The 15,534-nt window shown below is 39.7% G+C and carries 11 protein-coding genes, 1 tRNA gene and 1 pseudogene; 6 read left to right on the forward strand and 7 right to left on the reverse strand.

Translation table 11 applies throughout. The annotated features are described in order from the left end of the window. Positions 1 to 13 precede the first annotated feature (13 nt). A pseudogene (locus BMX18_RS06580) lies at positions 14 to 966 on the reverse strand (S66 peptidase family protein). 153 nt (positions 967 to 1,119) lie between these two features. On the opposite strand from BMX18_RS06580, the gene BMX18_RS06585 reads away from it, so the two are divergent. The 3 genes from BMX18_RS06585 (at position 1,120) to tsf (ending at position 3,399) form a co-directional block, all read left to right on the forward strand. Then, positions 1,120 to 1,190 (forward strand) — tRNA-Cys (locus tag BMX18_RS06585). 295 nt (positions 1,191 to 1,485) lie between these two features. After that, on the forward strand, positions 1,486 to 2,253 hold the full coding sequence (rpsB, locus tag BMX18_RS06590) for a 30S ribosomal protein S2 (protein ID WP_021143273.1): 768 nt from the start codon (positions 1,486 to 1,488) through the stop codon (positions 2,251 to 2,253). Between the two features lie 108 nt (positions 2,254 to 2,361). Further along, positions 2,362 to 3,399: a translation elongation factor Ts gene (tsf, locus tag BMX18_RS06595; RefSeq protein WP_074869514.1), complete on the forward strand. Its 1,038-nt coding sequence runs from the start codon at positions 2,362 to 2,364 to the stop codon at positions 3,397 to 3,399. A gap of 99 nt (positions 3,400 to 3,498) precedes the next feature. Here the strand turns inward: tsf and BMX18_RS06600 are convergent, their stop codons facing one another. After that, on the reverse strand, positions 3,499 to 3,963 hold the full coding sequence (locus BMX18_RS06600) for a COG2426 family protein (protein WP_074560991.1): 465 nt from the start codon (positions 3,961 to 3,963) through the stop codon (positions 3,499 to 3,501). Positions 3,964 to 4,220: 257 nt separating this feature from the next. Here BMX18_RS06600 and BMX18_RS06605 point away from each other — a divergent pair, with 257 nt between their 5' ends. Beyond that, positions 4,221 to 4,682 carry a CtsR family transcriptional regulator gene (locus tag BMX18_RS06605; protein WP_039696152.1) on the forward strand — a complete coding sequence of 154 codons (462 nt, stop codon included), beginning with the start codon at positions 4,221 to 4,223 and terminating at the stop codon, positions 4,680 to 4,682. Then, the gene (locus BMX18_RS06610) at positions 4,679 to 7,120 is read left to right on the forward strand and encodes an ATP-dependent Clp protease ATP-binding subunit (protein ID WP_093815717.1); all 2,442 of its coding nucleotides are present in this window, start codon (positions 4,679 to 4,681) and stop codon (positions 7,118 to 7,120) included. The genes BMX18_RS06605 and BMX18_RS06610 overlap by 4 nt, the downstream gene beginning before the upstream one ends. 72 nt (positions 7,121 to 7,192) lie before the next feature. Here the strand turns inward: BMX18_RS06610 and dusB are convergent, their stop codons facing one another. The 5 genes from dusB to gshAB all read right to left on the reverse strand — a co-directional run bounded on the left by dusB (position 7,193) and on the right by gshAB (position 13,618). Next, positions 7,193 to 8,170, reverse strand: coding sequence for a tRNA dihydrouridine synthase DusB (gene dusB, locus BMX18_RS06615; RefSeq protein WP_074564582.1), 978 nt, complete (start codon positions 8,168 to 8,170; stop codon positions 7,193 to 7,195). Then, entirely contained in the window at positions 8,163 to 9,029 is an 867-nt protein-coding gene (gene hslO / locus BMX18_RS06620) for an Hsp33 family molecular chaperone HslO (RefSeq protein ID WP_074564580.1), read from the reverse strand. Before hslO ends, dusB begins: the two co-directional genes overlap by 8 nt. A 119-nt stretch (positions 9,030 to 9,148) precedes the next feature. Next, positions 9,149 to 10,420, reverse strand: coding sequence for a toxic anion resistance protein (locus BMX18_RS06625; protein ID WP_074564578.1), 1,272 nt, complete (start codon positions 10,418 to 10,420; stop codon positions 9,149 to 9,151). A 26-nt stretch (positions 10,421 to 10,446) separates the two neighbouring features. Continuing rightward, complete coding sequence (locus BMX18_RS06630; RefSeq protein ID WP_074564576.1) at positions 10,447 to 11,265, reverse strand: hypothetical protein; 819 nt, start codon at positions 11,263 to 11,265, stop codon at positions 10,447 to 10,449. 103 nt (positions 11,266 to 11,368) lie between these two features. After that, positions 11,369 to 13,618 (reverse strand): bifunctional glutamate--cysteine ligase GshA/glutathione synthetase GshB, encoded by a 2,250-nt coding sequence (gshAB, locus tag BMX18_RS06635; protein ID WP_093815719.1) that lies wholly within the window; start codon positions 13,616 to 13,618, stop codon positions 11,369 to 11,371. A 411-nt stretch (positions 13,619 to 14,029) separates the two neighbouring features. Between gshAB and BMX18_RS06640 the strand changes: the two genes are divergently transcribed. Beyond that, on the forward strand, positions 14,030 to 15,322 hold the full coding sequence (locus BMX18_RS06640; RefSeq protein ID WP_074482359.1) for an adenylosuccinate synthase: 1,293 nt from the start codon (positions 14,030 to 14,032) through the stop codon (positions 15,320 to 15,322). Positions 15,323 to 15,534 lie beyond the last annotated feature (212 nt).

Genomic DNA, 15,534 nt, shown 5'->3' on the forward strand with positions numbered 1-15,534 from the left:
TTACAGGGGAGTTTTATTCCTTGATATGGATAGATAATTCATCAGTGTCAATGCTTGCTTGGGCGCCGATAGTGATTGTAAAGAGTGGCTGAGTGTGGGCAAAATCAAGGTCATACATGACAGGAATGGTTTTAAGAAGTGGGTGCTTGTCTAGGATATAGGTAGTATTTCGGGTGTCATTTGGCATTCCTTTGGGAAGCGTCCGATAAGCACCGCTTTTGGATTGGGGTAAGCTTGTAAAATGGCTGCTAAATTGCGGTCAAAATCATGATAGTCATCTTCTTCTGCCTCTTCTAAGAAAAGGACATAATCGTTGACTTGAGGGGCGTAAGGTGTTCCGCGAAGAAGTCCAAAAGTAGATAAATTTCCACCAATAATGGTGCCAGAAGCTTTCCCTGCGTTGTAAATTTTCCATTCTGTTGGCATAAAATGACGTGGTTGTGTTGGGTCATACCAAGGGTCGCTTGACCACTCTTGACTTGGAACAAGGTCATAAGCTGATTTTGTCATGGCGTTTAACCAAGCCTTGCTCTGGTAATCTTGACCTTCTTTCATTTTAAAACTAGAATATGATGGTCCCATGTAAGTGAGGTTTCCAGTTTTAGCAAAAATAGCATTCAAAAAAGCTGTCGAATCCGAATACCCACAGATGATTTTAGGGCGTTTGGTAATTAAGTCGTAGTCAAGATAGGGCAACAGTTCGTTAGAATTAAAACCACCAATCGTAGTCAGAATAGCATCAACAGAGTCATCAGCAAAAGCAGCGTGCAAATCAGCAACACGGCTCTTGATTGAAGAAGAATAGAGCATATCAGATTCTAAATAATGTTCTGAAAATGACACACGAAATCCTAGATTTTCTAACGTTTCTTTGGCAGAAAGATTGGCTTCAAATCCACCCAAGCGAGCAATTGAATCTGACGGACTGAGTACGCGAATGTGACTGTTAGGACTTAGTTTTTTCATAAACCACCTCCAAATATTTTTAGTATTCTATCATAGATTGTTGAAATTTCAAGGGTAAAGCTGTGAATTCTTTTATTTTCATAAACCTCTTTCAGAATTTCACGAATTAGGCTTGACGTGTTTTTGATTTTAGGGTAAAATATTATCTGTTATGGCGGTATAGCCAAGTGGTAAGGCACGGCTCTGCAAAAGCTTGATCGTCGGTTCAAATCCGTCTACCGCCTTCATAATGCCAAGTAAGCTCGATTAATCGAGCTTTTTTTGTTTTTATCTTGGAAAAAATCGTGAAAATTTAGTGGTTATTTTCAGTTATCAAAAGGCTCCAAAAAGCCTAAAATAAAAACTCTTTCAAGCCGCATATGGCTTGCCAATAGCTTGCTTTTATGGTAAACTATGATAGTTGTATTATGCAACAAATACTCATTCTGGATGTATTGTGAGTCTGTTGCTCATCGTGAGTGGATTTGCAAGATGAAGTCTGGAAGAGGAAAAAAACATTTTATAAAGGAGAAACTACTCATGGCAGTAATTTCAATGAAACAACTTCTTGAAGCTGGTGTTCACTTCGGTCACCAAACTCGTCGCTGGAACCCTAAGATGGCTAAATACATCTTCACAGAACGTAACGGTATCCACGTTATCGACCTTCAACAAACTGTAAAAATGGCTGACGCAGCTTACGAATTCGTTCGTGATGCAGCTGCTAACGACGCTGTAATCTTGTTTGTTGGTACTAAAAAACAAGCTGCTGATGCTGTTAAAGAAGAAGCAGAACGCGCAGGTCAATACTACATCAACCACCGTTGGTTGGGTGGAACTCTTACAAACTGGGATACTATCCAAAAACGTATCGCTCGTTTGAAAGAAATCAAACGTATGGAAGAAGATGGAACTTTTGAAGTTCTTCCTAAGAAAGAAGTTGCTCTTCTTAACAAACAACGTGCTCGTCTTGAAAAATTCTTGGGCGGTATCGAAGATATGCCACGTATTCCAGACGTAATGTACATTGTTGACCCACACAAAGAACAAATCGCTGTTAAAGAAGCTAAAAAACTTGGTATCCCTGTAGTAGCTATGGTTGATACTAACGCTGATCCAGATGATATCGATGTTATCATCCCAGCTAACGATGACGCTATCCGCGCCGTTAAATTGATCACTTCTAAATTGGCTGACGCTGTTATCGAAGGACGCCAAGGTGAAGATGCTGACGCTGATTTTGCAGCAGAAGCAAAAGCTGATTCAATCGAAGAAATCGTTGAAGTTGTAGAAGGCGACAACGAATAAGATTAGAGGCTTAACAGTCTTTGATATGCTTTAAAACGGGGCAGAAAGCAAACCGCTCTGTCTCGTTTTTATTATTTGGTAAACAAAAAAATCCTGGAGGACATAAAAATGGCAATTACTGCAGCTCAAGTAAAAGAATTGCGTGAAAAATCAGGTGCTGGTGTCATGGACGCTAAAAAAGCACTTGTTGAAACTGACGGTGACATGGAAAAAGCAATTGAATTGCTTCGTGAAAAAGGTATGGCTAAAGCAGCTAAAAAAGCTGACCGCGTTGCTGCTGAAGGTTTGACTGGTACTTACGTTGACGGTAACGTTGCAGCAGTTGTTGAAGTTAACGCTGAAACTGACTTCGTTGCTCAAAACGCACAATTCGTTGAATTGGTTAAAGAAACAGCTAAAGCTATCGCTGAACAAAAACCTGCTAACAACGAAGAAGCACTTAAAGTAACTTTGGCTTCAGGTGATACTTTGGAAGCAGCTTACGTTAACGCAACTGCAACTATCGGTGAAAAAATCTCATTCCGTCGTTTTGCACTTATCGAAAAAACTGACGAACAACACTTCGGTGCTTACCAACACAACGGTGGACGTATCGGTGTTATCACTGTTCTTGAAGGTGGCGACGAAGCTCTTGCAAAACAAGTTTCAATGCACGTTGCAGCTATGAAACCAACAGTTCTTTCATACAAAGAACTTGATGAACAATTCATCCACGATGAATTGGCTCAAATGAACCACGCTATCGATCTTGATAACGAATCACGTGCAATGGTTAACAAACCAGCTCTTCCACACTTGAAATTTGGTTCTAAATCACAATTGACTGATGAAATCATCGCTCAAGCTGAAGAAGATATCAAAGCAGAACTTAAAGCTGAAGGTAAACCAGAAAAAATCTGGGATAAAATCATCCCTGGTAAAATGGCTCGCTTCATGCTTGACAACACTAAAGTTGACCAACAATACACACTTCTTGCACAAGTTTACATCATGGACGACAGCAAAACTGTTGAACAATACCTTGATTCAGTAAACGCAAAAGTTGTTACTTTCGCTCGTTTCGAAGTTGGTGAAGGTATCGAAAAAGCAGCTAACGACTTTGAATCAGAAGTTGCAGCTACAATGGCAGCAGCTCTTAACAAATAAGAATAGCTTGCTAATATAAAAAGAAGATCACTTAGTGGTCTTCTTTTTTTGTGTGCAACATTAAAGAGCTTGGAATTTCCAAGCTCTTAGTTTTTCAAATTAAGATAAAGCACCCAAACCAAGAACGGTTAGTGTTCCCATGATTAAGCCTGCAAGGATAACCCCTAGCATAACAGCTGTAATACTGCGTTTGAAGTCCCAGTCAAGAATTGAAGCGGCAAGTGTTCCTGTCCAAGCTCCTGTTCCAGGAATTGGAATTCCTACAAAGAGAAGAAGAGCAATGAAAATTCCTTTGTCACCAGCAGTATCTGCAAGTTTTTTACCACCTTTGTGACCTTTTTTCAAACACCAAGTAAAGAAACCGCCGATAACAGGTTTATCAGCTCCCCACTCTAAAACACGGCGAGCAAAGAAGAAGATAATTGGAACTGGAAGCATGTTGGCAACAACCCCGATAATCAGTGCTTGCCACATTGGAATACCAGTTGCGATAGCATAAGGAACAGCACCACGAAGCTCAATAAGTGGGACCATGCCGATTAAAAATGTAATAATATAGTTCATTACTTGAAACCTTTCATTTGTTACAAGGTTAATTGTATCTTATCTAGGAAACAAACTCAACTAAAATCTGTTCTAATAGTAAAATACTATTGCTTAATAAGCGCTATTTATTTTAAATGGTGAGAAAAGCTTACGAGGGTAGGTCATTTGGTGTATTTTCGTTTATAAAAAGTGATATTTTTGTTATAATATTAGTCAGTTATAGTCAAAGAGAGTCCATCTTGAAATGGTCTTTAATCTTGAAAAGGAGGAAGCTAATGGCAAAAAATACATCTGATAGTATTGAAGAATACATCAAGCAATTACTTGCCCAATCAGGTATTGCTGAGATTAAGCGGTCAAACTTGGCAGATGCCTTTCAAGTTGTTCCTAGCCAAATTAACTACGTGATCAAAACACGTTTTACAGAAAGTCGTGGCTATACAGTCGAAAGTAAGCGTGGTGGTGGTGGCTATATTCGCATTGCTAGAGTGCGATTTTCAGACCAACACCAAATGTTTGACAACCTTATGGCAAATATCGGTGAACGTATCAGCGAGCAAGTCTTTACAGATTTGATTCAATTACTTTTTGACGAAAAAATTATTAGTGAACGTGAAGGAAATCTGATTTTAGCAACAGCGACTGATGAGGTTTTGGGAAAAGATGCTCCTGAAATTCGTGCGCGTATGTTGCGAAAAATCTTACAAAGATTAGATAGAAAAGGATTCCATTTATGAGTGAATATTCAATGAAAATGCAGGAGGTTTTCAGTATCGCCCAGTATCAGGCGGCGCGATTTGAAAGCCCATATTTAGAAAGTTGGCATGTGCTTTTAGCCATGGTAGCTGTTCATGATTCAGTGGCAGGGTTAACATTTGCTGAATACCAAAATAAGATTGCTTACGAAGAGTACGAAGCGGCAGCAGTTTTGGCGCTCGGAAAATCACCATTGTCAGATGTGAAAAATGTGCAGTTCTTAGAACAATCTAAAGCCTTAAAAGACGTCTTAGCTTTTGCTGAGTCAATTTGCAAAGTGACTGGCAGCACTGAAGTCGGAACAGAGCATGTCCTTTATGCTATGTTGTTGAATCTCGATTTGTTTGCGACACGTCTTTTGGAAGTTGCTGGATTTAAAAATAAAGAAGATGGTGATTCAGCACGCTTGCTTGATTTGCGTAAATCATTGTCACGTAATGCTGGATTTACTAAAGAAAAAATCAAAGCTATTCACGATCTTCGCAAACCCAAAAAAGCTACAATGGGCGGAGCTTTCTCAGAAATGATGAAACCTCAGTCAACTGCGGGAGAATTATCAGACTTCACTCGTGATTTAACTGAATTAGCTCGTCAAGGAAAACTTGAGCCAGTTATCGGACGTGAAAAAGAAGTCTCTCGCATGGTTCAAGTACTTAGCCGTAAAACTAAAAATAATCCTGTCTTGGTCGGTGAAGCAGGGGTCGGTAAAACTGCCCTTGCTTATGGTCTAGCGCAGCGTATTGTTAATGGTGAAATTCCTTATGAGCTTCAAGACATGCGTGTCTTAGAGCTTGATATGATGAGTGTTGTTGCGGGGACTCGTTTCCGTGGTGATTTCGAAGAACGCATGAACCAAATCATCTCAGATATCGAAGAAGATGGTCACATCATTTTATTCATCGATGAAGTGCACACTATTATGGGTTCTGGTTCAGGTATTGATAGTACTTTGGATGCTGCTAATATCTTGAAACCTGCTCTTGCACGTGGTACGCTTCACATGGTTGGTGCGACAACTCAAGAAGAATACCAAAAACACATCGAAAAAGATGCGGCTCTTTCACGTCGTTTTGCGAAAATTATGATTGAAGAACCAAGTGTTGAAGATGCTTATCAAATTTTACTTGGGCTTAAGAAATCTTACGAAACTTTCCATAATGTGACGATTTCTGATCAAGCTGTGTTGACGGCTGTTAAAGCTGCACACCGTTATTTGACAAGTAAAAATCTACCAGATTCAGCTATTGATTTGCTTGATGAAGCTAGTGCAACTGTTCAAGGTTTGGTGAAAAAAGAAACACCTTCTGACTTAACTCCAGCTGACCAAGCTATCTTAGAAGGTGATTTCAAAAAAGCTACAAAATTGCTAAAAGCATCACGTAAAGCTGTGACACGTAAGCCAACAGCTGTGACAGAAGATGACATTATGGCAACTCTTAGTCGTTTGTCAGGTATTCCTGTTGAGAAAATGACACAGGCTGACAGCAAGAAATATTTGACGCTTGAAAAAGAGCTTCACAAACGTGTGATTGGTCAAGATGCTGCTATTTCAGCGATTAGCCGTGCTATTCGTCGTAATCAAGCAGGTATCCGCACAGGAAAACGTCCAATTGGGTCATTCATGTTCTTGGGACCTACTGGTGTTGGTAAGACTGAATTAGCTAAAGCTTTGGCTGAACTTCTCTTTGATGATGAATCAGCACTTATTCGTTTTGACATGTCTGAGTACATGGAAAAATTTGCGGCTAGTCGTCTTAACGGAGCTCCTCCAGGATACGTTGGTTATGAAGAAGGTGGCGAATTGACTGAAAAAGTTCGCAACAAACCTTATTCAGTGCTTCTTTTTGATGAGGTTGAAAAAGCTCACCCAGATATTTTCAATGTCTTACTTCAAGTTTTGGATGATGGCGTGTTGACAGACAGTCGTGGTCGTAAAGTTGACTTCTCAAACACTATTATTATCATGACGTCAAACCTTGGTGCGACTGCCCTTCGTGATGATAAGACAGTTGGATTTGGGGCGCGTGACATGGCTCATGATTATGATGCTATGCAAAAACGTATCATGGAAGAACTTAAGAAAGCTTACCGTCCAGAATTCATCAACCGTATTGATGAAAAAGTTGTCTTCCATCACTTAACACAAGAAAATATGCGTGATGTTGTTAAAATTATGGTTAAACCATTGATTGCAACATTGGCTGAAAAAGATATCACTCTTAAATTCCAACCATCAGCGCTTAAATACCTTGCTGAAGCTGGATACGACCCAGAAATGGGTGCTCGTCCTCTTCGCCGTACCCTGCAAGATAAAGTCGAAGATAAACTATCAGAACTTATCCTAGCAGGCGACCTAGCAAGTGGAGATACCCTTAAAATTGGTGTTTCTAAAGGACAACTCAAATTTGATATTGCTTAATAAAATAACCCCTGCTGGTAAACCAGTAGGGGTTATTTTTAATCCCTGAGAAAGTTTCAGGGACTTTTTTTCTCATCGCAAACTGTTAAAGATTTCTTTGACTTCGTCGATTGTTTCTGCGCGTGAGACGGCTCCACGGATTTTGGCAGCGCCAGCAGTACCACGTAGGTAATGTGGAGCTAGACCACGGAATTCACGGACAGCGATTTTTTCACCTTTGAGATCAATGAGACGTTTGAGGTGATCTTCTGCGATGTCTAATTTTTTGGCAAATGGAAGATCTGGTAACTCTTCACTAGTTTCAAAATAATGATTAATTTGAGTGAAGATGTATGGGTTGTTCATGGCTGCGCGTCCAACCATAACAGCATCAACACCGATTTCTTCAATCATGTACTTAGCATCGTGAACGCTGCGCACGTCACCATTTCCGATAAATGGAATTTTAGTGATGGCTTTTGAGACGCGAGCAAGTGTTTCATGGTCACATTTACCAGTATACATTTGTTCACGTGTGCGTCCATGCATAGCAAGAGCAGACACACCAGCTGATTCAGCAGCCAGTGCGTTTTCAACAGCCAGTTCGCTGTCTGACCAGCCTGTACGCATTTTAACAGTTAATGGAATATCAAGAACAGAAGTGACTTCATCGATGATATGATAAATCTTATCAGGGTCTTTGAGCCATTTTGCTCCTGCTTCATTTTTGACAACTTTATTGACAGGACAGCCCATATTGATGTCAACGATGTCAGCTTTTGTATTTTCTTGAATATACTCAGCTGCACGTTTCAAACCATCCGCGTCTCCACCAAATAATTGGATAGACATTGGATGTTCAGTTTCATCAATGTGAAGCATGTGAAGGGTTTTTTCGTTATTGTAAAGGAGACCTTTTTCGGAAATCATCTCCATTACGACTAAGCCAGCTCCAAATTCTTTGGCAATAGTACGAAAAGCAGAGTTTGTCACCCCTGCCATGGGTGCTAGAACCGTACGGTGAGGAATTTCAACATCACCAATCATAAATGATGAGCTGAGTTTAGTCATTGATTAATTCCTCCAAGTCATCTTCAGTGAAGTTGTAAGTTTTACCACAGAATTGGCAAGTGATTTCAGCACCGTGGTCTTCGTCTTTCATAGCTTTAAGCTCGTCTTTGCCAAGAGTGACAAGAGCAGCTTCGAAACGTTCACGTGAACAGTCACAGTTAAAGCCAATTTCATCTTCAGCAAGAACTTTATATTCGTCTTCGCCGTAGATAGCTTTTAAAAGAGCTTCGATGTGGTCATCAGATTCTAAGAGTTTTGAAATGGCAGGCATTTCTTGGATACGTTTTTCGTAGCGGTTGATTTCTTCTTCAGATGCACCTGGAAGAACTTGCAACATAAAGCCACCGGCAACCTCAACTTTATCATCGTCATCAAGAAGGACATTAAGTCCAACAGCAGAAGGTGTTTGTTCAGATTCAGTCAAATAAAAAGCCAAATCTTCACCGATTTCACCTGAGACAAGTGGTGTTGAAGATGTGTATGGGTTACCAGTACCGTAATCGGTAATAACAACGAATTGACCGTTCCCCATGAATGGGCCGACCATGACTTCACCAGTAGCAGTTTTCTTAACATCAACGCCAGTGTTTTGGATGTAGCCTTTAACGTGTCCTTTAGTATCAGCCACAGAGATGATGTGACCTAGTGAGCTATCACCAATGACTTTGACGGTTACTTTGCTGTCTCCTTTCTGATTGGCAGCTAGGATTTGATTGGCGATAAGCGTTCTACCTAGAGCAACTGTAGAGCTAGAAAGTGTTTGATGTTTTTCTTGAGCAGTTCTGACAGTCTCAGTGCTATCAAGCACATAAGCACGGAAAGAACCAGATTTTGAAATTGATTTTATAAGTTTATCCATAAGAATATTATAACACAAAGCAAAATTGATGGGCTAGTATTGTGAGCTGTAAAGCGTAATCATCCAGTGAAAAATGAGAAGATAAAAAAGGCGAGGTTTTCCTTGCCTTTTTACTGTTATTATTCTTCTGCAATGTCTGTTCTTTCGACTTCTTCTTGGCTTTCTTTGCCTTCGTTAAGAAGGGCTTCGACGATTTTTTGGTTACGGATTTTGACAGAGTCGTTGATAGTTTCTGCTGATTTGACGACAGCTGCTTCGAGTTGGGCACGTTGTTTACGACCGTTGTCGATAGCGGCGATAATGCCGTTATTTTGTTCAACGAGGCTTTCAGCAAGAGCTGTGACAGACTGGATAGAAACCGTTGGGCTTTGAGCAGTGCGTTCCAGCATAGGAATAGCTTCCTTGCTAGTCTCAGCAAGCATTTGAAGAGCAGCGTTATTAGCATTGGCAATGGCATCAGCAGTCACACCAGATTTAACTGATTGTTGCAAAATGCCGAGCTGGGCAATTGACAATTTCATTGTCGGAATGGTGTTGCGACGAAGCATACCAAGTTTTTGGCGCATGTCTGATGACACTTTGACCATGTTACGCATTTGAGGCGTTGTTGTCCAAGCCACGTAAAGGCGACTGAGATATTCAGTGTGCTGTTGTTCCAGTGTATTGATAACCTCAGTCATCCGAGCTAGTTCGTCAGATTTTGTTTGATATTCTGGTGTTGCACTATCTAGTGTTGCCAGTTCATTTTGAAGGGCTTGTGCGCGGTTAGCACTTTCTGTTTGAGAAGCTTCGATAAAAGCAATCACACCGACAAGGTTTTCAATCGATTTGTTATTATCTTCAATCAGCATCTCAGCAGAGACGATGTTGCGTGCTAAGGTTTCTTCTTGTTTAACAACAGCGGCAGCCATGCCATCCATTTTTTGTTCAATATTTTGTGAATCAAAGTAGAATTCTTGCAAGCTATTTTTACTTTGTTTGAAAAGTTTTTGGAAGAAATTCGGTTTCTTTTCAAGCTCAGCAGGTGTAGCATCTTTATATTTAGCAATGAAGCCATTCAATTCACGGTTAGCATTTTTGAGCAGGTCGTCAACTTGCGGAATTTCCAGTTTCTTTTGTTCTGCCAAAATGCGATTGACAGTCGTGTTAACTTCTTCAACAGCAGATGTTCCAAAATCAAGCAGTGCATTCTGGTCAGCAACAAAATTATCAACCAAAGCTGGCGCTTTAGCGGTAATAGCAGTTTGTTGTTCAGGAGTCAACTTATCGTAAAAAGAGACTTGTCCAGTTGAGGCGGTGTCAGTTGCTACGATAAGTTCTGTTGTTTTGTCAGTTTTTGTAATAGCATTATCAGCGATTTTATCAATGTCAAAATTAAATGTATCAGCCATAAATAATTTCCTTTGTCAGAGCTAAATTACAAATTAGTATCGTCATCAGCCATCATGCGTAGGCTAATGTCAAAGTCTTTCAAGTCGCTTTCGTTAAGTTTTCTAAGGGTCTCATCAAGTGCTAAATCAAATTTTTCCATAGCAGCTTTTGCTTTTGCTAGGCGCTCCTCAGCATTGTAGTAATTCTTAGGAGCTCTTTTAATTTTGAGGTAGCCATCTAAAATATCATGGAATCGTTCCATATCAGCTTCATGCAGAGCAGTAAGCTCTTCACGGTTATCAGCTTTTTCAATTTTTTTCAAAATGGTAAGGTGATCTTGCTGAATGTTGTTATAAAGATGAGCCAACTCTGGAGCAAGTTTTAGTAAATCTGTTTCTTCCTTAGAAGCATTTGCTGTCGTTGGAGAGATATCCAATTTATCCAGTTGCAAGAGAATATCATTTTCGACTGATTCGGCTTTTTTAAGGACACGTTTATAGATTTTGAGGTCCATTTTAGCCTTAAGGTTAGTAACTTCACTTTTAATATGACGAATTTGTGGCAATAGCTGGCGCGCCACAACGACATATTGTGTGTAGTTTTTTTCATCGAGGTAATTGTCTAGAAGTTTTGACTGACGATCAGCGACGCGAATATTATCTTTTAAGTCTTGAAGACGTTGTTTGGTATTTACTTTTTCTAAGCGTGATTGCTTGGTCGCCAAATAATAAACGCCAAATCCAATACCACCGATAAGGGCAATTGGTATAATAATTTCAAGTAAGCTTTCGAGTAAAGCGATAAGAAGGATAACGCCAATAATAATAGTGATTAATCCTCCGGCACTATTTCTAGGTCTTGACATAAACTCATTCAATCCATTTCTATCTAAGATTGTATTTATTTTATCGCAAAAAGGGGAATAATGACAAGCAATGACTGTACTTTGACGAAGATTATTTTTGAGCTTAAAGTTCTGGGAAAAGTTTGGCTAGAATTTTAGGTGTGAGGGCTTGTCCTGGTCCTTCGTGGCAGTAGGTATGTAGGTAAATGGCTGGGTTAAAGTTTAATTCGATACAAGCGCAGTTGGGATTTTCTTTGCTGGCTGGTAAGGTCTTGTCTGGGATAATCAAGTCAACACCACAGACCCAAGCACCGACAGCGCTAGCCATTTGCGCAGCTAATTCTTTATAGCCGTCTGGCATGATATCTGTCACGTCAATGGAGTCGCCACCTGTTGAGATATTAGAGTTACGGCGTAAATCAACTTTGACACCATTTGCTGGGATATCATCAGGAGTGTAACCTTGTTGTTCTAACATGAGACGCTCGACAGCTCCCAAGTCAATGATTTCAAGTGGTGAGCGGTGACCGCGGCCCCGAAGAGGACTCTGGTTTTTGAGTTCTACCAATTGGGCGATGGTGTGTTTGCCATCGCCAACGACATTTGCTGCCACGCGCAAGACAATAGCTTCGCATTTACCATCAAGAACGAAGAAACGGTATTCGGTACCTGCGATAAAGTTTTCAACTAAGACGGTATCATCTTCAGAAAATGCAATATCTAAGGCTTTTTGATACGCTGTCAGTTCAGCTGGTTCTTTAAAAATAGAAATTCCCAGACCGAAGTTAGTTGATTTAGGTTTAACGACGATAGCTTTATTTTTGATTTGTGAGAAATAGCGGAGCGCACTGTCTTTATCGCTGAATTCTTGGCCAGCTGGAACAGGAAATCCTGCTTGAGCGAGGAGTTTTTTAGTAACCACTTTATTTTCCATAATAAGTGGTGTAATGTAGCTGTCCTTAGCAGTCATATTGGCATTTTTAACGTATTCAATATGATCGTCATGCCATAATTTAATAAATTGATCATTCTCATCAAGGATTTCCAGGTGAAGGCCTTTTTGGATAGCGTCAAACATTAACATTTGAGTAGAGAGTTCCATTGATTCATACCCTTTAAGAGCATAGGGAGCTTTAAGGGCATACTCGTGGAAAGCTTGTCCTTGTTTTTGACCAAATGTTTCTAATGAAAGATTATCAATTTTTTCTAGTAAACGTCCTCCAATAGTTAATTCAGGATTCTTGATTTGTTCTTTGACATGATTTAACAATTCTTGGTAATAAGATGGCAAGTCAAAATGTTCAATCACGCCTTGCATAGCTGATAAGATTTCTGAAATAGGTGCTTCTTGTGGTAATTTTTCAAGCGGGTGGCTAAGAGCAATGACATTATTAAGCTCAGTAGCCTTAGCGATATCTTGGTCAATAGCAGAGCTACTATCAAGCCAGAGAAGAGCAAGAACGAAAAGATGAACAGTATCAAGTGTTTCTTGGGTGATTCCACGATGATCAAAAGGATTAAGGTCAAAGCAGCGTACTTCAAGGTAAGTGATGCCTTGTGTTAAATAATCACGGATGTGTTTGCTACCACGTAGGCGAATAGCAGAATAAAATTCCTTTTCAGCAATAAGCTGACCAGAAGTTACGTAATGCTCGATATCAGTAATATATTTTTCAAGACTTTGATAAGAAACTTGAATATTTTTGTGGTTCACATAACCAAACTGACTATTTCGAATAGAACGAACAGGTTGAGCTAATTTGTGACTTAAAAATCTTTGTTCAGCGATTGGCGAAGCTCCGTAAAGATAGGTTAGAAGCCAACGATAACGCAAGAAATTTTGAGCTAATTTTAGATAAAGGTCGTTTTTAAAGGTGATGAGCGAATCATAGCCGCTTTGTTGGAAAAGCGCAGCGACCAAATCTTTTCCCAGCTCCATATTGTAATGAATGCCAGACATAGATTGTAATTTTTTGCCATAAACCTTAGCTAGATGTTTACGATAATGACGCTCCCAATCATCTTCTAATTGAGCAATGTGAATCTCATCTTCACTGACTTGAGGTGGCATTGATAAAGGCCAGAGGTATTCATCCTTATCAATTGAGCGCCCTGCAACGTCTGTAATGGCTCCTAAAAAACGTAGGGCATCTTTGGTTGACTGCCCGATAGGAGTAATGAGTTCCAGCTGAGCTTCACTATAATCTGTCTGAATATAAGGGTGAAAAGAACGACTTCCAAGACAGGTTGGGTGGCTTGTTTGAGCAATTTTGCCTTGTTGATTAATCCGCAAGCTTTCTCTTTCCAAACCAAAAGTTGCTTGCAAGATTGGTAAATGTTTAGACGAATCTTGTAATAAACTATTGATGTTCATATCTATGTATCTCCGTTGATTTTCAATTATTATTATGGCAAATTCTACCATTGTATGTAATGTATACCTATTCTATGGAAAAGTTTATGAAAATGCAAAGAATTGCTATACTTTTGTACAATAAGTTTAAGAATATTTAGAAAATTGAGACTATGTTAGAAAAACTGTCATATTTAGCCCCTTTTTCAAAAAAAGTTCGGAAAAAATAATATTTTACCGTGGAATATTGAAAAAAAAGCAGAAAAGTCATATAATGAATTGTAAGACAAACTCGCAGGTGAGATTCCTGCCAAGTTGTAGAGAAAGGACGAAGATACGAATTTTAGCTTGGAGATGGAGACGACAGGCTGGATAAGTTAGTATCGTTTTTATTTGCTCGCTAGGTGATTTCGTATCAATATCGAACAGAATATGACATCAGTAGTAGTTGTTGGTACCCAATGGGGTGATGAAGGTAAAGGTAAAATCACTGACTTCTTGTCACAAGATGCAGAAGTGATTGCACGTTATCAAGGTGGTGACAATGCAGGTCACACTATCGTTATCGACGGTAAAAAATTCAAATTGCATTTGATTCCATCAGGTATTTTCTTCCCAGAGAAAATCTCAGTTATCGGAAATGGTGTAGTTGTTAATCCAAAATCATTGGTAACTGAATTGAAATACTTGCACGATGAAGGTATTAAGACAGACAGTCTTCGTATTTCAGACCGTGCACACGTTATTTTGCCATATCACATCAAACTTGACCGTTTGCAAGAATCTTCTAAAGGTGATAACAAAATTGGGACAACAAACAAAGGTATCGGCCCTGCTTACATGGATAAAGCAGCGCGTGTTGGTATCCGAATTGCTGACCTTTTGGACAAAGACATCTTTGCAGAACGTTTGCGCGTGAACTTGGAAGAAAAGAATCGTCTTTTCGAAAAAATGTACGAATGCGAACCAATCAAATTTGAAGATATCTTTGAAGAATATTATGAATATGGTCAACAAATCAAAGATTACGTTACAGATACATCAGTTATCTTGAACGACGCTCTTGACGCTGGTAAACGTGTTCTTTTCGAAGGTGCACAAGGTGTCATGCTTGATATCGACCAAGGAACTTACCCATTTGTTACTTCTTCAAACCCAGTTGCTGGTGGGGTAACAATCGGTTCAGGTGTTGGTCCAAGCAAGATCAATAAAGTTGTCGGTGTATGTAAAGCTTACACAAGCCGTGTTGGTGACGGTCCGTTCCCAACAGAACTTCTAGATGAAGTTGGAGATCGTATCCGTGAAGTTGGTCACGAATATGGTACAACAACTGGACGTCCACGTCGTGTTGGTTGGTTTGACTCAGTTGTTATGCGTCACAGCCGCCGCGTATCAGGTATCACAAACTTGTCACTTAACTCAATCGACGTTCTTTCAGGACTTGATACTGTTAAAATCTGTGTGGCATACGACCTTGACGGTCAACGTATCGACCACTATCCAGCAAGCCTTGAACAATTGAAACGTTGTAAACCAATCTACGAAGAATTGCCAGGTTGGTCAGAAGACATCACAGGTTGCCGTAGCCTTGATGAACTTCCAGAAAATGCTCGTAACTACGTTCGCCGTGTTGGTGAACTCGTTGGTGTTCGCATTTCAACATTCTCAGTTGGACCAGATCGCGATCAAACTAACATTCTCGAATCAGTTTGGGCAAATATCTAAGAAGAATTTTTAGGTTATAAATATAGAAAACCGCTGAATCTATGTATTCAGTGGTTTTTTTAGTGATTTTCTAAATTAACGATTTGATAAATCTGAAATGGGTTTGCTGACTTTACTTAGTAAAATTGGTCTTTTGTATAATTTGTTCTATATGTTCAGTGATTAACGATTTCAAAAAATCACAATAGATTGGAATGGGAGGAGTGATTCAG

The sequence above is a fragment of the Streptococcus sp. 45 genome (assembly GCF_900108865.1).
GTDB classification, from domain to species: Bacteria; Bacillota; Bacilli; order Lactobacillales; family Streptococcaceae; genus Streptococcus; species Streptococcus ruminicola.

Bases quoted from the DNA above. Each gene is read 5' to 3' on its own strand.
- rpsB (WP_021143273.1), top strand. From the start codon at position 1,486: ATGGCAGTAATTTCAATGAAACAACTTCTTGAAGCTGGTGTTCACTTC.
- tsf (WP_074869514.1), top strand. From the start codon at position 2,362: ATGGCAATTACTGCAGCTCAAGTAAAAGAATTGCGTGAAAAATCAGGT.
- BMX18_RS06600 (WP_074560991.1), bottom strand. From the start codon at position 3,963: ATGAACTATATTATTACATTTTTAATCGGCATGGTCCCACTTATTGAG.
- BMX18_RS06605 (WP_039696152.1), top strand. From the start codon at position 4,221: ATGGCAAAAAATACATCTGATAGTATTGAAGAATACATCAAGCAATTA.
- BMX18_RS06610 (WP_093815717.1), top strand. From the start codon at position 4,679: ATGAGTGAATATTCAATGAAAATGCAGGAGGTTTTCAGTATCGCCCAG.
- dusB (WP_074564582.1), bottom strand. From the start codon at position 8,170: ATGACTAAACTCAGCTCATCATTTATGATTGGTGATGTTGAAATTCCT.
- hslO (WP_074564580.1), bottom strand. From the start codon at position 9,029: ATGGATAAACTTATAAAATCAATTTCAAAATCTGGTTCTTTCCGTGCT.
- BMX18_RS06625 (WP_074564578.1), bottom strand. From the start codon at position 10,420: ATGGCTGATACATTTAATTTTGACATTGATAAAATCGCTGATAATGCT.
- BMX18_RS06630 (WP_074564576.1), bottom strand. From the start codon at position 11,265: ATGTCAAGACCTAGAAATAGTGCCGGAGGATTAATCACTATTATTATT.
- gshAB (WP_093815719.1), bottom strand. From the start codon at position 13,618: ATGAACATCAATAGTTTATTACAAGATTCGTCTAAACATTTACCAATC.
- BMX18_RS06640 (WP_074482359.1), top strand. From the start codon at position 14,030: ATGACATCAGTAGTAGTTGTTGGTACCCAATGGGGTGATGAAGGTAAA.